Here is a 17281-nt window from a genome sequence, read left to right as displayed (position 1 = left end):
AGCTTTAAAAGGGCGCGCTTTAACAAGTTCGGTTTGCGACAAGGTTGGTGAAGTGATGAGAAAACTGGAGTTGATGCTGGTGGCCGTCTGCCTGCTGGCTACAGCAGTGCTTTTCGGTGTCAGCGTCCGCCAGACCCAACACAAAGCGGAATTGGAATTTGCACATCTGACCGAAGAAGGTGTCGATGCGCTGCGGCATCGGATGCAGACCTATCTGCAAACCCTGAACGGCGTCGCCGCGTTCCTCAGCGCCTCAGAAACCGTAACCGAGGTTGAATTCGAAACCTTTGCCGAGACACTGGACCTGGATGACCTGCTGGTCGGGATCAACGGTGTCGGATTTATCGAACCGGTCCGTTCAGAAAACATGGATTTCTTCCTGGGCCGGACCCGCGTCTACACCCGCTCCGACTTTGCCACACATCCGCAGACCGATGGGCCGGAGCATTTCATTGTGTCGCGGATTGCGCCCATTGACCGGAACATCGAGTCGCTGGGGCTGGATATCACGTTTGAAGAGGGGCGCAGAAATACCGCCCTGCGCGCCCGTGACACCGGGCTGCCGCAACTTACGCCGCGCATCCTGCTGTTGCAGGACGAGACCCAGCAACCGGGGTTCCTGCTGTTGCGCCCCTTGTGGAACAAGGAATTCGTCCCCGAAAAGGGCGGAATGGTGCGTGGCAGGTTCCGCGGCTGGGTCTATGCGCCCTTTGTCGGTCACAGGTTGCTGGCGGGTCTGTCGCCCAATCAGGGGCGCGGTTATCACATTTCGGTTTTCGATGGACCAGTTGCCGATCCTGACAACATTATTTTTGACAGCGCCGACCAACTTGGCGCGCTGAACACCGCGACCGGCAAGTACGCCGCTACCTACACTTTCACGAATTATGGCAGGCCCTGGACGCTGGTTTACACAAGCACGCCGGTATTCGACGCCTATTTCCCCTTGAATGCTGCCATCTCTGTCCTGGTGGCGGGTATCCTGTTGACCGGCATGTTGCTGTTCCTGATCCGGTCCCTGCGCAGGCGCGGCGAAGCCCTGACCGAAGTGGCAGAACTGCGCGCCCGTCAGGTCAATGCACAGGAACAGTCAATTCGCGCCCTGGTCGATAATGCGGTGATCCCGGTGGTCGTCATGGATGGAGATGGCCGTATCCTTTTTGCCAATCAGGCGGCGCACGATTGTTTTGGCTATCCGCCGCAAGCTATGGTCGACCTCTATTTCGACGAGATGGTCACCGCCCTGACCAACCTGTCCGAAGACCAGATTTTCAACGCCACCGGTGCCCGGCGCGACGGTCAGGGTCTGATCCTGAATCTGGAGCGCAACAATTGGCTGACGCATGAACACGAGGAACGGACGACGGCGATCCTGCGCGACATGACCCGTGAATACCATGCGATCGAAGAGACACGCGAGATGAAAGCTCGTTATGACAAGGCGCTTCAGGGCGCGCAGATCGGCGTGTTCGACATCGACCTGCGCACCGGAAAGTCTGAAGTCAGCGACACCTGGCGGAAGATAATGTCGATTCCGGGCGATGAGAAGCTGGATGATCCGCAGCAGATTTTCCTGGACCGGATACATCCCGACGACCGGGCTGTCCTTGAACAGGCGGACCGCGACTGTATCAACGGGAAAACCCCGCGTGCGATTTCGGAATACCGGGTCAGTTTCGGCGATGCCATCTGGCGCTGGATGCGGTCGGATGCCGTTGTCGTGGAACGCAACGAAGGGGGGCGGGCGCTGCGCATGATCGGCACACAGACCGATGTGACCAACCTGCGCCACGCGCGCAATGCCCTTGAAGCCAGCGAAGCGCAGTTTCGGCAGGTTCTGGAATCCGCGCCCATCGGCATGGTGGTGCTGCGCGAGAACGGCGTTTTCGAAAGCGTCAACCCGGCATTCTGCGCGATCAGCGGCTATGACGGGCAAAAGCTGATATCCGGGATGCGGATGTCGGATATTCTGCCCAAGGAAGAGGTGAAGGCAATCGCCTCAACCGTATCGGAAATGCTCCAAACCCGAAGTTCGCAGATCTACAGCGGGCAACACAGGTTCCTGCACAGCAGTGGCGAGGAAAGATGGTGCCTGCTGCATATCTCCTGGTTCTTCGACAAGAATGCCGGCAGCAATTCCTTCATTGGCCAGGTGAGCGATATCACCGAACTGAAGAAAGTGGAGCAGATGAAGAACGAATTCGTGGCGACGGTCAGCCACGAATTGCGCACGCCCTTGACGTCGATCAAGGGGGCCCTTGGGCTGATCGGCGCGATGAAGGACGCCGAACTGCCGCCCAAGGTCCAGCGTTTGCTGGAAATCGCACGCAACAATGCCGACAACCTGACCGATATCGTGAACGACATCCTGGACCTGGAAAAGATTTCCTCCGGCGAAATTACCTTTGATTTTCAGCGCATCACGATGAATGAAGTCATTCATGCGACGGTCGAGGAACTGGCCCCCTACGCGCTGGCGCACAAGAACACCCTTACGGTGGACCTGCCTGCCGAACCTCTCGATGTGTCAGCGGATGTCGGACGCACCCGGCAGGTCCTTGCCAATCTGATTTCCAACGCATGTAAATACTCGAACGCGGGAACGCAGGTGCTGATCAAGGCCGAGATCGTCTCCGAACAGGTGATCGTCTATGTTCAGAACACCGGGCCGGCAATACCGGAGAGTTTCCGTCACCGGATATTCGATGCCTTTACGCAGGCGGACAGTTCGGACACCCGGACCAAGGGGGGCACCGGGCTGGGCCTGAACATAGCGAAACGGATTGTCCGGCGGCATGACGGCGATATCGGTTTTGAAAGCACAGGGCATGGCGTGACGGTGTTCTGGTTCACCTATCCGCTCGATCGGCAAATACCGGTGGAAACACCCCCGGTCCAAAAGGCCGTCCGCAAGCGGATGTCGGCAAAGCTGAACGTTCTGCATGTGGAAGACGACCAGGATTTCGCCGAGGTCCTGCAATCGGGTCTTTGCGAGATCGCAAACATCCGGCACGTGAAGAGCATCGCGCAGGCACGCGCCGTAATGGAGGAATGTGAGCGGCTGGACGTCATCATCCTTGACTGGTCGCTTCCTGACGGGGACGCGATAGGCCTGCTGGACGAGATCGAAGAGCTTCCCTATCCTGTTCGCATTCTCGGATTGTCTTCGGATGGCCAACGGGCGCAGGACCGCAGGGTCTGTGCAAATCTGGTGAAATCGCGGGCAGAACTGGAGACGATCGCCGAGCATGTCGTGGGGCATCAGACCCAGGCGTCGTGACGCGGCCAATATGGTGATGAGAATCTTGTTCGAATTTGCCATATTTATGACAGGTTATTGCGGCATGAGTTTCTCACGGTTGATGCCGTCATGTCGCAAGACGGCTTGATTGGAAGAAAGTTCGAGGCAAATTTATGCGTTCGTCTGAAACGAAATTGAATACATTCAATAGCTTGTCACTTGGTGGTGCAGCGGCATTGGGGTGGTATCTTGCATCCAGTGCCGTGCTCTCTGGCTCGGCGGCCGATGTGGTTCCGGTGTTGGGCACCGTTGCAATTGCGGCCCTTTTGCCGGCCTATTTGGGCGTCCGCCGTGCGCGATTTGTAACGGACAAGCAATCATTGGCCCTGGGCCAGCGTATCGACGTCCTGAATGAACACGCGATTGTTAATGTCGTCGACAGAAGCACCAACCTGATCGAAGTGAATGACCGTTTCCTTGAGGCAACCGGATATAGCAAGGAAGAACTGATCGGCACGTCCATGCATAAACTGTACTGCGACGAAAATCAGAAACTGGCCCCCACGATCCATTTGCTGTTGAGCACGGGCAAGAGCTGGAGCGGCGAGACACCGATCCGCCGCAAGGATGGCTCGGTCTTTTTTACCCATACGACGGTCCGCCCGATCTATGATCTGAAAGGCAATTGGATCGGGTCGATCTCTGCCCGCACGGATGTCACGCAGACCCATGAATTGCTGGCCGCGCGCGATATTGCGCAGGTGACGGATGAAATGAAGGAAGATATCTGGATCGTCGATTGCGAGATGATGGCCGCGACCTACATGAACAAGGTGGCTCTTGGCCGTCTTGGGCTGCGACGGGCGGCTGAACAGTTGATTCCGCTGTCCCAGCTCAAGGGAGTGGATGGTGTCGGCAGCATCGTGGCAACCTGCCGCGAGATGCGCAGCACTGGCGCGGACAACGCTCAATTCGAGACGGAGTATTGCGGCAAGCCCTTTCACATCGGCATCACCCGTCTGAAGGTCGGCACGCTCAAGGGCCGCTTCATGGTCGTGATGGCGGACATGTCAAAACGCGTCTCCGAAGAGCAGCGCAAGTCGGATTTCATTTCGACGGTAAGCCACGAACTGCGCTCTCCGCTGACGTCGATCAAGGGGGCGATGGGCCTGTTGTTGTCCCGCGCTGCCGGGGAATTGCCCGACAAGGCGGTGAGCATGCTGGAAATCGCGCACCGCAACGCCGACAGGCTGGTGCTGATCATCAATGACATTCTCGACCTGGAAAAGATCGCTGCCGGGCGGATGGAGTTCGACCGACGCGACGTGAACCTCACCGATCTGGTCACAGAAACAAAGAACGCGAATGTCACGATGCAGAAACGCTTTGCGGTGAAGGTCGAAAGCAACAGCGACGATTCCCCGATCTGGATCAATACCGACCCGAACAGGATCATTCAGGTCCTCAACAATTTCCTGTCCAACGCCTGCAAGTTTTCCAAGTCAGGCAGCGCGGTTCGGATTGTGATCGAGGATCAGGGCGATTCGGTGCGGGTCGCGGTGAAGGATCAGGGCACCGGAATTCCCATCAAGGACCAGCACAAGGTCTTTGAACGCTTTGCGGATATGGAAAATTCGAACCGATCTGCAAAAGGTGGCACCGGATTGGGCCTGAGCATCTGTAAAGCTATTGTAGAGGGGTTAGGTGGCAATATAGGATTCGAGACGACAGAGGGAATAGGAACGACATTCTATTTCGTACTGCCTAAAACCGAAGCCAATATGGAAAGCACCCCTGCGGATAATGTCGTAAAGATGCGCAGCGCCTCCTGACAGAGAGTCCCCGATGCTCAAACTTATTCACGTAGAAGACGATGCGGACATTCGCGAAATTGCCAAGATGTCTTTGGACCTTGCGGGGGATTTCGACGTGATCCAGTGCGAATGTGGCGAGGACGCCCTGGCGCGGGTGCAGGACTATACCCCTGATGTCATTCTGCTCGATATGATGATGCCGGGCATGACCGGTCGTCAGACGCTTGAGGAAATGCGCAAGCTGCCGCATCTGGCCAATGTGCCCGCGATTTTCATGACAGCCCGTGCCCAACATGCCGAGATCGAGGAGTTGCGCAATGTTGGCGCTGCCGATGTGATCAGCAAGCCCTTCGACCCCATGTCACTGGCCGACCAGATCAAGAGCGCGATCCGCAAGTAATCACTCAGACACGACCCCAGGCAAAAAAGCCCCGGATGCAGACGCAACCGGGGAGGGAGGGATGTTCTGTTGCAATCTGAGCGCAGCCTGATGGATGTCAGGCCAATGTGTTCAGCGTTTCCTCACACTGCTTCACGAAAAGGTCCATGTGATAGATGATTTCGCCGGGGCAGATCGCCAGATCTGCATCCGGGCCTTCGAGATGTGCAATGACTTCGCTCTCGCAGGACCGTGCCGCAACCCCGAGGTCGGAAAACCCGAGCGAGCCGGCAGTGCCTGCAATCTGGTGCAGGATGGCTTTTGCCGCCTCCAGGTTGCCGTTGATGTCTTGCAGGGTCTCGCCTTCCCATGCGCTTAATGCGTGTTCCGCAATAAGGGCCTGGCGGTCCACCAGCATTTCCAGAAACCGGGTCCTGACTTTGGCCAGACCGGGAAGTTCATCGACCATGTCTTTCATGCAATCTGTCCCATGTTCCAGTAATCGGTCTGCGACTTGCCATGGGCCGCGCTGGCGGCCTCTGCTGTCGCATGCGCCGTTGCCAGCGCATCCATGACGGCGGCACCGCTTTTCCAGATCAGGCGGACAACGTCACCCCCCGAAACCCGAGGATGCAGCCGTTCGCCCGCGTTGTTGTATAGCTCCGTGCGCGCCAGCGACAGGTTCACGGCATCGACAAGCCTGCCCATGTCAGGGCGCCAGCCGCTTTCGGTAATGCAGACGAAGGTGCCGCTGCCCGCGTAGGACATCAGGAACTGGTGTCCATGCAGGGTGTCCGAGATGATCTCGGCCATGTCCGAGATAAGGCTGTAGAACTCAAACGGGCTCATCGCCGCGTGATATTGCTCGATCTCGCGCATGGTGAAGGCGAAAGTGGATGATCCGAACAGCGAATTGCGGGTCAATTGTTGCACGTAGTTTTCCATCGCTACGTATTCGATGACGTTGTCGACATCATGGATGGAAATCGGCTCGTGCAGTTCAACAGCGGTCGAGCCTGCCTGCGCACCTACCGCACTTGCGGCAAAGATTTTCCGCGTGCGCGCCCGGCGCCCTTCGATCATGCCGGCGACCAGACCCAGCCGGGCCTGCAGTTCGGCCACTTCGAAGGGTTTGGTCACATAGTCCGTGGCCCCCGCAGCGAAAGCGCCGTCGATATACCGTTTGTCCGCCATTGCGGTCAGCATCAGAACTGGCGTGTCGGCATAACGCGACATCATGCGGATGCGGCGGGTCAGTTCAATTCCGTCCATGTTCGGCATCTGGATGTCGAGCATGAAACAGTCGAAAGTCCCCTTCGCCTCTGCGCGCAGCAGGTCCAGTGCTTCGCTGCCCGATTCCGCTGTCACCAGTTCGTGGTCACCCACAGCCTGAATGAACTGCGTCAGCAGTTCCAAGATGATCAGGTCGTCATCCACTGCCAGAATTTTCATCGGTTTCTCCACCACAGTTAATACCAGCGCGGCGTGCACGCATGCTTACTGTCAACCTTACGGGGAAGTGTGGCGGAATTTTGGCAACTTGAGAAAAAATCTCAATAAAATGAGCGGACTGTTTCCGTTACCCTGTGTTTTTGGTGCAGCGGATGCATCGGGGCGATGCATCCGCCGGGGGGTCAGGTCTTTTTGCGGTCGTCCACGATGGTCATCTGCGCCAGACCGCTCTGGCCCAGATCGACGGCGGCAAAAGGTCCGCCTTGCAGCATCTCGGCAGGGTCATTCAGGTCTGCGGCAGGGGTGTCGGCGAGAACTTCTTGCGCGAATTGCTCTGCGTTGTCCTTGGGCCGGTATCCCAGGAAGGCGGCATTTGTGTTGTCCACCGGCGCGCGGTCGTTGTTGGACACGCCGTAGATCACGGTAAAGCCGACAGAGGGCGTGTCGATTGCCCGCGTGACCAGATGGATCAGATCGTCATAAGACAGCCATGACCCCAGCGCGCGCGCGTTGTTGACCTGCGCGGCCGACAGGATGCGCAGGTGCACGCTCTCCAACTGGCGTTTGTCCCAGTACATCGACCCCAGGTCTTCGGTGAAGCATTTGGCAAGGCCATAGAAAGTGTCGGGCCGGTGCGGCGCATCGGTGCCGATGAAATCGCGCTTCTTGTGCATGCCCACCGCATGGATGGAAGACGCATAGACGATCCGGCGCACGCCATGCTGATAGCCTGCTTCCCAGATGTTGTAGGACCCGATGAAGTTCGGCCCCAGCAGTTCCTCAAACGGTTTTTCATCCACGATTGCGCCGAAATGCACCACCATGTCGGCACCTTCCAGTAGCGGGTGGATCTCATCGAATTTTGCCAGATCGGCGCGGACGTAGCTTTCACCGGGATAGAGCGTTCCGATCTCCTCGGCGATGTCGGTGCTCAGCAGTTCGTCACACATTTTCGACAGCGGTTCGCGCAGGTAGGACCCCAGTCGCCCGGCAGCCCCTGTCAGCACAAGTTTCTTGAATTTCATGGTATTGGCCTTTCGTTGGTCGGAGGAGCAATATTCAGATTATCGCTTTTTCGAGGAATGATTTCTGTGCCCCGATGCGGTCATAGGCAAAGGCGCTCAGGTCAATGCTGCGGTATTCGCGATAGGTGATCCATTCCGCCACCCCGCGTCCGATGGCGGGAGCTTGTTGCAGGCCATGGCCGGAAAAACCGTTCACGAAGATGAAATTTGACAGCACGGGGTGCGGGCCGACAATCACGTTCTGGTCGAAGGTGTTATAGGCATAATGCCCGACCCATTCATTGATCACCTTGACCTCTTCGAACGCCGGAATGCGGGTGGCGATGGCGGGCCAGACCTTGTCCAGCCAGAGACTGTGATCAAAGCCGAAATCGTCATAGGTCACATCGGGGTCGTCATCCGGGGGGCAGCCGGCGAGGTAATATTTCCCCTCGGAACGCACATGAACGCCCGAAGGGTCGATGGTCAGCGGCAGGTCCCGGTCCAGCGGATGGGCGGCATCAAAAACAAAGGAATAGCGCTTGCGGGGATACACCGGCAGGTCCAACCCGGCCATCCTTGCAGTGGCAAGCGCGCGAGGGCCCGAGGCATTGACCACTGTCCCGCAGGACAGCGTGACGCCCGATTTCAGGGTGACGCTCTGCACCTCGGTCCTGTTGTCGTTCAGGGTCATCGCGGTCACTTCATCGTGGATGTATTCGACCCCGGCGCGGCGGGCCATGCGCTTGAACCAGTCGAACATGGTGCCGCCGTCAAAATACCCCTCGTCCACGGTATTGTGGTTGCCCGCAATGATGTCGTCGAGGGCATAGAAAGGATAGGCGGCGGCGATCTGGTCGCGCGTCATGTGGCGGGTCTGCGCACCCAGCGCGGCCTGCACTTGCTGGGCCTGATGCAGGGTGTTGGCGAATTCCGGCGTATCGGCCAGATAAAGATACCCGAAACTTTGCAGGGTCAGGTGCGGCACGTCCGGGTCACCGCCCATGAAGTCACGGAAATTCTTGATAAATTCCGCGCCGAACTGTGACACGCGGATGTTGGCCTCGTTGGTGAATTGCTGCCGGATGCAGGAATTCGTATGGCTGGTCGATGCAAACTCATAGCTGGGGTCGCGTTCCACCACCAGAATGCTGCCGTCAAAGCCCGGCGTTCGGGTCAGCCACCAGGCCAGCGCCGACCCGTGCATGGCACCGCCAATTATCACAACATCGTATGAGGATCGTGCAGCAGCACCCATCGTCGCATTCCCGATTCGATTGACCGTCCTGATCCCCCCGTACCGCAGAATGCAGTGCCGGGTAAACTTCTGTAAAATGCCAAAGGCCAGCTCGCCCGATTGGCGGGGTCGGTATCTGTCTGCCATGGGGCGCATGAGGGGCGAGCAGGGGCAAGATTTGCGGAATGCCTGTTTGACTTACGGGCCAAATGCCTCAGATTACCTTTAGCGCGGGAGGTTTTTTCCGCGCGCCTGAAGTTTGTCGCTGGGCGGAGACCGATTAAGAATATGGACCGCGAAGAGATAGAGCGCCTGATCGCACAGGTGGCCCTGAAGGACCGTGCAGCGTTCGAAGAGCTTTATGATCGTGTCAGTGCGAAACTTTTTGGTGTTTGCCTGCGTGTGTTGAACAAACGCGCCGCCGCAGAGGACGCCATGCAGGATACTTTTGTCAAAGTCTGGAACAACGCCGATCGCTATCAGGCGAACGGCCTGTCGCCGATGACATGGTTGATCACCATCGCGCGGAATACGTCCATTGACAGGCTGCGTGCGCGCAAGAAGGGCCATCAGGATATTGACACGCCGGGCATGGAGCTTGTCGCGACCGGTCCGTCGCCCGAACAATCGGCCATCGCGGCCTCCGAGGCCAGCAAACTGACCGGCTGCCTGGATGCAATGGAGGCTGACCGGAGCGCGGCCATTCGTGGGGCCTATCTTGATGGCGAAACCTATGCCGATCTGGCCGAAAGGTTCAAAGTGCCGCTCAATACGATGCGGACCTGGCTCAGACGTGGGCTGATCTCCCTCAGGGAGTGCATGAGCCAATGACGGATCTGCCACCCCCCACACCCGAAGAGGAAGACGCGTTCCTGGCCGCCGAATATGCGCTGGGCCTGTCCGAAGGAGAAAACCTGACGCTGGCCCGCGAACGTGCGCGCCGCGACGGCCTGTTCGCCGGTGCTGTTGCCGCGTGGCAGGAACGCCTTGCTGCATTGACCGATGACATTGCGCCGGTGGCACCACCTGCGCGGGTCAAAAAGACGCTGATCAGGTCATTGTTCCCCAAGGCCCGCGTGCCTTTCATGCAGCGGCTCTGGGTCTGGCAGGGGCTGACCTTTGCTTCGCTGGCGATGCTGGCGGTCCTTGCCATGCCGATGCTGCGGCCCGATGCGCCAACCGTGGCCGGCCCGATCTATGGCACCCAGCTTACCGGTACGATCGACGATTTGCAGGTCTATGCGGTGCTTGATCCATCCCGCGGGGGTATCGCGGTGACCCGCACTGCCGGTGCCCCGCCGACTGGGCGTGTGCTGGAGCTTTGGGCGCTGCTGCCCGATGCCGCACCGTTGTCGCTTGGCCTGGTGCCGGATGATGCGACGCATCTGAAATTGCCGCCGGAAATTGCAGCGCAGATTGACCGCCTGACCCTTGCGATCTCTGACGAACCGCCCGGCGGCGCGCCTGACGGTGCCCCGACAGGCGAAATCCGCGCTGTCGGCACGGTCGAGGAAATCTAGCAGTTTCTGTGGCTGCCGCCGCAGGAGTTTGGTGGGCCTGTTCGAACCGGGTGCGGCGGTGCAGGATCAAACCCCTGTTTTAGAACCGACACCGCCGTCGGCGAGTGCATCGTCATATCCAAGTAAAGCGCTCCGACCGCGTCCTTATCCTTGATCCGCAGGGTTCTGGGGCACCTTATTGATCCACATGGTCCGGCGGCTCCTATTCAAAATTTAACAATTTCAGATTTTTTTTGAAACTTTTCTGCAACCCAAACGTGGCTTACTTCAGAACCACGTAGAACCGGCGTATCAGTCCGGTTTCGGCGGGTTCAGTCCGGGTCACAATGTATTTGGCCGGGCTTGTGGTTTGACCAGTGCGCGGGTGTTTCCCGCACAGTGACGAGTAGCGCCGGGCTGGCAACCTTAGCCGTCAGCTCGGCGTTTTGTTGATCCGGAGGAGGTCATGGATACAGGTCCATCACATCTTTCGCACCGCCGCGCGATGGGGGCCGATGCCCTTGTGCTGATGGGGCGCTTTTGCATCTCGGCACTTTTCGTGACGGGTGCCGCGCAAAAGATCTATGCGCCCGAAATCGTCCAGCAAATGCTCGCGGCACACCATTGGGTTGAGTTCCTGATCTGGCCCGCCGTGGCGCTGAATCTGCTTGGGGCGATCTTTCTGGTGACGGGGTTCTTTCTGGTTCCGACGGCATTGATCTTGGCCGGCTATTGCATGGTGACGAGCATTTTCCATTTTCTGCCTGACGACCCCTGGCAGATGTCGATCTTCGTGAAGAACTGGGCGATTGCTGGCGGCCTTCTGATCCTGGCGGCGGCGGAATTGCGGGCGCCGCGCGGCTGACAGCACGGCGTCAACACCCAGTTTTTCATTGAGAAACCACATCAGCCGATCCATGCTGCCCGCATGAAGGCCCCGCTGATCGACAATCTGCAATATGCGAATTTCTCGCCCGCCATCTTTGAGCAGATGCGCGCGGGCGGGGTGGATGCGGTCCATGTGACCATCGCCTACCACGAGAGCTTTCGCGAAATGGTGCTGAACCTCGAACGCTGGAACCGCTGGTTCGAGGATCATTCCGACCTGATCTTCAAAGGCACGACCGCAGCGGATGTGACGCGCGCACAGGAAACCGGGCGCACGGCAATATTCTTTGGTTTCCAGAACCCCAGTCCGATTGAGGATGACATCGGCTTGGTTGAGATCTGCCACCAGTTGGGCATCCGCTTCATGCAGTTGACCTATAACAACCAGTCCCTGCTGGCGACGGGCTGTTACGAGGACAACGACACAGGCCTCACCCGGATGGGCCGCGCTGTCGTTGCGGAAATGAACCGCGTCGGCATGGTGGTCGACATGTCCCATTCCGCCGAACGCTCCACGCTTGAGGCGATAGAACATTCCACCCGCCCCATCGCCATCACCCATGCCAACCCGCATTGGTGGCATCCTGCCCTGCGCAACAAGTCAGATAAGGTGCTGAAGGCACTGACCGGCGCAGGGGGGATGCTGGGCTTTTCGATCTATCCGCATCATCTGGACCAAGGCTCCGACTGCACGCTCGACAGCTTTTGCCAGATGATCGCAGAAGCCGCCGCGCGCTATGGTGCGCAGAACCTCGGCATCGGGACGGACCTGTGCCAGAACCAGCCCGACAGCGTCGTCGCATGGATGCGCGTGGGCCGCTGGACCAAGGCGATGGATTACGGGGAAGGGTCGGCTGGCCGGCCGGGTTTTCCGCCAATGCCCGATTGGTTCAACGACAACCGCGATTTCGGCAACATCCGCCGGGGCCTGACCGCGACAGGGCTGAGCGTGGCCGAGGTCGACGGCATCATGGGCGGAAATTGGCAAAGGTTCTACGAACAGGGCTTTGGCCCGTCATGAGGGACGCCGCGCCGCCACCGCAGGCCGCGCTGCGCCCGCCGGATAAGGTGATGCGGCTGGCGCGCATGGGGTCGATGTTTCCCACGCGGCTGAGTTTCCTGCGCAGTCTGATCCGCCGCCTTGCCGCCGAAAAGGTCACCGTCGCCCGACCCGTCTGGCAGATGGACGCAGGCGGTTTTGGCCATGCCGTCTATACCCTGCGCCTGGGTGGCCATGACTATGCGCTGGTTGCCGTCTCCACCGATCTGCCAGCCGATCAGCGCACCGACCGGGTGATCGCCACCGCCTGGGACAGCGCCTATGTGCTGTACGACGGCATCCCCGAAGCGGCGGAGATTGAGCGCATCATTGCCAGCGCACCCAGGCAGGAGGCAGCGCGGTTTACCGAGCGCGACCTGATCCTGAGCCGCGCAAACAAATCCGTGCGGCTGTTCGCACATGTCACGCAGGCTCTGCGCGAAGGTCGGCAGCCGGATGCGGACTTGATCCGCGATGTCGGCTACCTGATGCGCACGACTGCGGTTTACGGCAACGGCAAGTTCGGCATTGCCGACCGTCACCTGATTGCGGACCGGCCAGGGCTGGAAGGGCCCTTTGCCGCCGAAATGCTGACCGTCTGGCTGATCCGTCACTTCACCCATGATCTGGCCGAGCATGTCGGGGGCGGCAAGCTTGACCGGGCGCTGAAACGTCACCTTGGTATCGGCAATGCGACCGGGCTGGGCATGGCCCCTTTTCTGGTCAGCCATCCGGTGCTCTTGAACAACTGGGTGCAGGCCCGCGAAACGGCGCTGGCCCGTGTGCGTGCGCTGCCACGGCTGGCCCCTGCGCAACAGGACCGCCTGCGGATTCTTGCCGCCCGCGCTGCTGCCCATCTGCGCGAATGGGAGGTGCCTGATCCGGTGCATCAGTCCCGCATCGTCACGCTGCGGGGCGATTGGGACGCAGCGCGCAGGGCATTGGACCTGTCCGGCCCGCGCCCCCTTGATGCCGCCATGCGCCGGGTCGACGCGGCGAGCCTGGATGTACAGGAATTGATGGCCGCGCTGATCATCGAACCATTCGGCGACCTGGTTGATGATCTGGCCGAAAACATGGGCGATCCCTTTGGCCCGCTTTGTGCGCCGGTCCCGGACACGGATCAGCTTGGCACGCTCATCGCGCGTGATTTCAAATGGGCGCTGACACCCGACTACGCCACGCCAGAGGGATGCGGCCAGTTCTGGTACGTATCCGCCGCCAAGCAGGAACCGCGCCTTGGCCTGCGCTTTTCCGAGGAGGGTGCCGAACTGGAAACCCCGCTGGACATCGGTCGCCGGGTCAAGGCGCTCTACCGGGACCTCAAGGGGGACAATGCGCCGCTGGCCGCCTTCCTGACCTGCCATCCCGATCACGCCTTGGCGGCAGGGCGTGTGGCGATGGCCGCGCGCTACCCTTATGGTGAAATCCGCGACAATCTGATTGCCGAAACCTGCCTGCCCATCGACATGCTGCGCTGCAAGCTGGCGTTCTTTGGCGCGGCCAAGTTCGACCCGAAGTCGGACCGCTGGACCCGGATCACCCTGTGTCAGGGCGCGCCATTGGCCGACGAACTGGGGCCGGGCGCGGACGATTGGTGGCTGCCGGTTTTTGCCGCATGAAGCTCTCCGTCAATGAGGTGATGGCCCTTGCCGCCAGGGCCACACGCGGTGCGGGGGCGCCACCGGCACAAGCGGCCATGTTCGGCCGCGCGGCCATGTTCCACCTTGCCGCCGCCCGGTCGGAGGATGATCTGACAGCCGCGCTTGAGGCCTTTCCGCAGGGGCCGATCCTGACCCTGCCTTTGGTCTTTATTGGTATTCTGACCGAAGACTGCAGCGATACTCCGTTGCCTCCGGATGTGGCCACGGAACTGGTGCAAAGCTACGCCGAGGCGCAGCCTTTCTTCACCACGCTGCACCCCGGGGGGCAGCAGATGCAAATCACCGTCGCCCGCAAATCTCCATCGCCCGGACCGGCAATTGCCCGGATCACAATGTCGGAAGACCTGTTCACTTTTCTCAACCACCTGGCCGCGCGCATCCTCGTCCCTGAAAGCGAAGCCTCCCGCATTGCCGGTGCAGGAGCGGGCCTCACCGACAACGACTGACCCCCGGGTTCTTTTTGCCAAGAATACTTGGGGGCTTGAGGTAAGACCCCTCAGAAGCAGGGCTGCGGGTACAGATCTCATTTTGCTTGCGCGGCTTGGCGCTTTTCTATCACTTCGTGCGCGGCTTGGCGCGCTGCTTTATTTTGTGCGCGGCTTGGCGCGCAACGTCGGGTCCGCCTGGGTGGGGTCCTCCGGCCAGGGATGCTTGGGGTATTGCCCCCGCATATCCTTGCGTACATCCGCATAGGACGAGGTCCAGAACCCCGGTAGATCGGTAGTGACCTGAACCGGACGCTGAGCCGGGGAGAGCAAGGTCATCTGCACCGGTTGCCCCGCGACCATGGGGTGTCGCGTGACGCCGAAAACCTCTTGCAGGCGCAGTGCAATTGCGGGCTGCGCACCGCTGTAGTCGATGGCAATGCGGCGGCCCAGCGGGGTTTCGAAATGTGCAGGCGCAGCAACGTCCAGCGCCTGCTGCTGGTCCCAGTCAAGGCGTGCCCGAAGGGCAGGCAGCAGATCGAACCCCTTCCAGTCCCCGGCGCTGCGCAGACCTCCCAGATGCGGCAGCAGCCAACCCTCCAGAGTTGCCATCAGGTGCGCGTCGGAAAAATCGGGGAAGGGCGCGGGCATCAGCCGCGCACGGGCAAGGAACCGCTGGGCAGAGGCACCGGGCAGCAGGCCCAACTGCCGCACACCGTCCAGCATCGCCAATGCCACCTGATCGTCTGGCGCGTCGGTCCAGTTGCGGTCTTGCAGGACCAATGCACCGAATGTTTCCTGCTGACGGGTCAGCACCCGGTTATCCCGCCGCGACCAGATACAGACGTCTTTCCATGCGATCTGCCCCTCAAATACCGTGCGCAGATCGGCCTCTTCCAGCCGCGCGGCCTGTCGGATGCGGGCCTCGCGGGGATCACCGTCCAGATCGGTGGCGACAATCAGCCGCGCCGGGGCCATTGCGTCGCCCTGCGGCAGGATGGCCCCCTTGCCGCCTGACAACACATAGCGCGGCGCGTCGCCCGGCCTGCGCAGGCCCACGCGGTCGGGGTAGGCCAGCGCCGCCAGTATCGCGACATCTTCGGGGCCCTGCGCCACCTGCCCCCTGGCAAGGCGTTTAGCCTCTTGCCGGATGCGCGCCAGGGTCGCCGCATGGGCCTGCGGGTTGCCGCGTTCGATCGCCTGAATGCGCAGCATCAGGTCCACCCCGGCACCGCGCAGCGGGTCACGCTCCGCCAGCAGGGCCGCAAGCATCGGTGCCCGCGCGCCGCCCCGTGCCACCATATGCGCAAGGCGCGGGTGCAGCGGCAGGCGCGCCAGCGCCCGCCCGTGGGCGGTGATCCTGCCCTGCGTGTCCAGCGCTTCCAGCATCTGCAGGACGCGCCGCGCCTCAGCCAGACGGCCCTCATGCGGGGGCGTGACAAAACGCATGTCTTCGGCCTGACCACCCCAAAGCGCCAGTTCCAGGGTGAACCCTGTCAGGTCTCCGGCCTCGATTTCTGCGGGCGGATAGGCGGCAAGCGCGCCGTCCTCCCCCTTTGTCCAAAGCTTGTAGGCCACGCCGGGGGCCATCCGGCCGGCACGGCCCGCGCGCTGGGTGGCCTCGGCGCGGGTGACTTTCTCGGTGATCAGCCGCGACATGCCGGAGGCCGGGTCGAACCGCGCCCGGCGTGCCCGGCCCGCATCCACGACAATCGTGATGCCCTCGATGGTCAGGGAGGTTTCCGCGATGGAGGTGGCAAGCACCACCTTGCGGCCCGATGCTGCGGGGGCGATGGCGGCGCGCTGGGCCTTGAAGTCCATCGCGCCGAACAGCGGGGCGATGGTGCACCCCTTGGGCAGCTGATTGCGCAAGATCGCCTCGACCTTGCGGATCTCGCCCTCACCGGGCAGGAACACCAGCACCGATCCTTCCGCCTCGGCCATTGCGTGCAGCACAAGATCCGCCACCGCCTGTTCGAGGCGTTTGTTGCCCACGGGTTTGTCCAGCCACTGCGGGGTGACCGGAAAGCTGCGCCCTTCGGAGGTGACGATGGGCGCTGCCATCAGGTCGGCCACCGGGGCCGCGTCCAGTGTGGCGGACATCGCCACCAGCAGCAGGTCGTCCCGCAGGGCTTCGGCCACCTCCAGACAGAGCGCCAGCCCAAGATCCGCATTAAGCGAGCGTTCGTGGAATTCGTCAAAGATCACGGCACCCACGCCCGGCAGGTCCGGGTCTGCCTGTAGCATCCGGGTCAGAATGCCTTCGGTCACCACCTCGATGCGGGTGGTCTTGCCGATGGCCGAGGCACCGCGCACGCGGTAGCCTACGATCTGGCCCACCTCCTCGCCCAGCGTGGCGGCCATGCGTTCGGCGGCGGCCCGCGCGGCAAGGCGGCGCGGCTCCAGCATCACGATCTTGCCCTTTGTCAGCGCGGCGTCGAGCATCGCCAGCGGGACGCGCGTGGTCTTGCCCGCGCCGGGCGGGGCCTGCAACACCACGCGGCCACTTTCCCGCAGGGCGGTGATGACCTGCGGCAGGACCGCGTCGATTGGCAGGGTAAAGGACATATCGTCTTATCCGGCAAACCATGCGGCGCGCCAAGGGCCGGGGCTGGACATTTTTGCGCTGTCCCGCAAAA

14 protein-coding genes are annotated in these 17281 nt (G+C 60.8%); 9 read left to right on the top strand and 5 right to left on the bottom strand.

The window, feature by feature from the left end; all coding sequences use genetic code 11:
* The first annotated feature begins 55 nt into the window (after positions 1 to 55).
* The 3 genes from A8B82_RS14430 (at position 56) to A8B82_RS14420 (ending at position 5455) form a co-directional block, all read left to right on the top strand.
* A complete protein-coding gene (locus A8B82_RS14430; protein ID WP_235604706.1) occupies positions 56 to 3280 on the top strand; it encodes a PAS domain S-box protein in 3225 nt (1074 codons plus the stop codon).
* A 155-nt stretch (positions 3281 to 3435) separates the two neighbouring features.
* A complete protein-coding gene (locus tag A8B82_RS14425; RefSeq protein ID WP_235604705.1) occupies positions 3436 to 5073 on the top strand; it encodes a PAS domain-containing sensor histidine kinase in 1638 nt (545 codons plus the stop codon).
* Positions 5074 to 5086: 13 nt separating this feature from the next.
* On the top strand, positions 5087 to 5455 hold the full coding sequence (locus A8B82_RS14420; RefSeq protein ID WP_067293720.1) for a response regulator: 369 nt from the start codon (positions 5087 to 5089) through the stop codon (positions 5453 to 5455).
* Positions 5456 to 5552: 97 nt separating this feature from the next.
* On the opposite strand, the gene A8B82_RS14415 is transcribed toward A8B82_RS14420, so the two are convergent.
* From A8B82_RS14415 to A8B82_RS14400, 4 genes are all read right to left on the bottom strand, one after another.
* Positions 5553 to 5912, bottom strand: a complete 360-nt coding sequence (locus tag A8B82_RS14415; protein ID WP_067293718.1) for an Hpt domain-containing protein — start codon at positions 5910 to 5912, stop codon at positions 5553 to 5555.
* The gene (locus A8B82_RS14410; RefSeq protein WP_067293715.1) at positions 5909 to 6886 is read right to left on the bottom strand and encodes a response regulator; all 978 of its coding nucleotides are present in this window, start codon (positions 6884 to 6886) and stop codon (positions 5909 to 5911) included. The genes A8B82_RS14415 and A8B82_RS14410 overlap by 4 nt, the downstream gene beginning before the upstream one ends.
* A 182-nt stretch (positions 6887 to 7068) precedes the next feature.
* Positions 7069 to 7911, bottom strand: a complete 843-nt coding sequence (locus tag A8B82_RS14405; protein WP_067293712.1) for an NAD-dependent epimerase/dehydratase family protein — start codon at positions 7909 to 7911, stop codon at positions 7069 to 7071.
* A gap of 34 nt (positions 7912 to 7945) precedes the next feature.
* A complete protein-coding gene (locus A8B82_RS14400; RefSeq protein ID WP_067293710.1) occupies positions 7946 to 9148 on the bottom strand; it encodes an NAD(P)/FAD-dependent oxidoreductase in 1203 nt (400 codons plus the stop codon).
* A 267-nt stretch (positions 9149 to 9415) separates the two neighbouring features.
* On the opposite strand from A8B82_RS14400, the gene A8B82_RS14395 reads away from it, so the two are divergent.
* The 6 genes from A8B82_RS14395 to A8B82_RS14370 all read left to right on the top strand — a co-directional run bounded on the left by A8B82_RS14395 (position 9416) and on the right by A8B82_RS14370 (position 14663).
* Positions 9416 to 9958: a sigma-70 family RNA polymerase sigma factor gene (locus A8B82_RS14395; protein ID WP_067293708.1), complete on the top strand. Its 543-nt coding sequence runs from the start codon at positions 9416 to 9418 to the stop codon at positions 9956 to 9958.
* Positions 9955 to 10647: an anti-sigma factor gene (locus A8B82_RS14390; RefSeq protein WP_067293705.1), complete on the top strand. Its 693-nt coding sequence runs from the start codon at positions 9955 to 9957 to the stop codon at positions 10645 to 10647. The genes A8B82_RS14395 and A8B82_RS14390 overlap by 4 nt, the downstream gene beginning before the upstream one ends.
* A gap of 445 nt (positions 10648 to 11092) precedes the next feature.
* Positions 11093 to 11491 carry a DoxX family protein gene (locus tag A8B82_RS14385; protein ID WP_235604704.1) on the top strand — a complete coding sequence of 133 codons (399 nt, stop codon included), beginning with the start codon at positions 11093 to 11095 and terminating at the stop codon, positions 11489 to 11491.
* Between the two features lie 63 nt (positions 11492 to 11554).
* Positions 11555 to 12535, top strand: coding sequence for a membrane dipeptidase (locus tag A8B82_RS14380; protein WP_067293702.1), 981 nt, complete (start codon positions 11555 to 11557; stop codon positions 12533 to 12535).
* Complete coding sequence (locus tag A8B82_RS14375) at positions 12532 to 14175, top strand: hypothetical protein (RefSeq protein WP_067293699.1); 1644 nt, start codon at positions 12532 to 12534, stop codon at positions 14173 to 14175. The genes A8B82_RS14380 and A8B82_RS14375 overlap by 4 nt, the downstream gene beginning before the upstream one ends.
* Complete coding sequence (locus tag A8B82_RS14370; protein ID WP_138069769.1) at positions 14172 to 14663, top strand: hypothetical protein; 492 nt, start codon at positions 14172 to 14174, stop codon at positions 14661 to 14663. The genes A8B82_RS14375 and A8B82_RS14370 overlap by 4 nt, the downstream gene beginning before the upstream one ends.
* Positions 14664 to 14801: 138 nt before the next feature.
* Here A8B82_RS14370 and hrpB read toward each other — a convergent pair whose 3' ends face one another.
* Complete coding sequence (hrpB, locus tag A8B82_RS14365; RefSeq protein ID WP_067293695.1) at positions 14802 to 17210, bottom strand: ATP-dependent helicase HrpB; 2409 nt, start codon at positions 17208 to 17210, stop codon at positions 14802 to 14804.
* Positions 17211 to 17281: the final 71 nt, after the last annotated feature.

The sequence above is a fragment of the Sulfitobacter sp. EhC04 genome (assembly GCF_001650875.1).
Lineage (GTDB): Bacteria > Pseudomonadota > Alphaproteobacteria > Rhodobacterales > Rhodobacteraceae > Sulfitobacter.
This window is presented reverse-complemented; position numbering and strand designations above follow the sequence as displayed.

Excerpts from the sequence above, each read along its gene's own strand:
- A8B82_RS14430 (WP_235604706.1), top strand. The coding sequence starts at position 56 with ATGAGAAAACTGGAGTTGATGCTGGTGGCCGTCTGCCTGCTGGCTACA.
- A8B82_RS14420 (WP_067293720.1), top strand. The coding sequence starts at position 5,087 with ATGCTCAAACTTATTCACGTAGAAGACGATGCGGACATTCGCGAAATT.
- A8B82_RS14415 (WP_067293718.1), bottom strand. The coding sequence starts at position 5,912 with ATGAAAGACATGGTCGATGAACTTCCCGGTCTGGCCAAAGTCAGGACC.
- A8B82_RS14410 (WP_067293715.1), bottom strand. The coding sequence starts at position 6,886 with ATGAAAATTCTGGCAGTGGATGACGACCTGATCATCTTGGAACTGCTG.
- A8B82_RS14405 (WP_067293712.1), bottom strand. The coding sequence starts at position 7,911 with ATGAAATTCAAGAAACTTGTGCTGACAGGGGCTGCCGGGCGACTGGGG.
- A8B82_RS14400 (WP_067293710.1), bottom strand. The coding sequence starts at position 9,148 with ATGGGTGCTGCTGCACGATCCTCATACGATGTTGTGATAATTGGCGGT.
- A8B82_RS14395 (WP_067293708.1), top strand. The coding sequence starts at position 9,416 with ATGGACCGCGAAGAGATAGAGCGCCTGATCGCACAGGTGGCCCTGAAG.
- A8B82_RS14390 (WP_067293705.1), top strand. The coding sequence starts at position 9,955 with ATGACGGATCTGCCACCCCCCACACCCGAAGAGGAAGACGCGTTCCTG.
- A8B82_RS14385 (WP_235604704.1), top strand. The coding sequence starts at position 11,093 with ATGGATACAGGTCCATCACATCTTTCGCACCGCCGCGCGATGGGGGCC.
- A8B82_RS14380 (WP_067293702.1), top strand. The coding sequence starts at position 11,555 with ATGAAGGCCCCGCTGATCGACAATCTGCAATATGCGAATTTCTCGCCC.
- A8B82_RS14375 (WP_067293699.1), top strand. The coding sequence starts at position 12,532 with ATGAGGGACGCCGCGCCGCCACCGCAGGCCGCGCTGCGCCCGCCGGAT.
- A8B82_RS14370 (WP_138069769.1), top strand. The coding sequence starts at position 14,172 with ATGAAGCTCTCCGTCAATGAGGTGATGGCCCTTGCCGCCAGGGCCACA.
- hrpB (WP_067293695.1), bottom strand. The coding sequence starts at position 17,210 with ATGTCCTTTACCCTGCCAATCGACGCGGTCCTGCCGCAGGTCATCACC.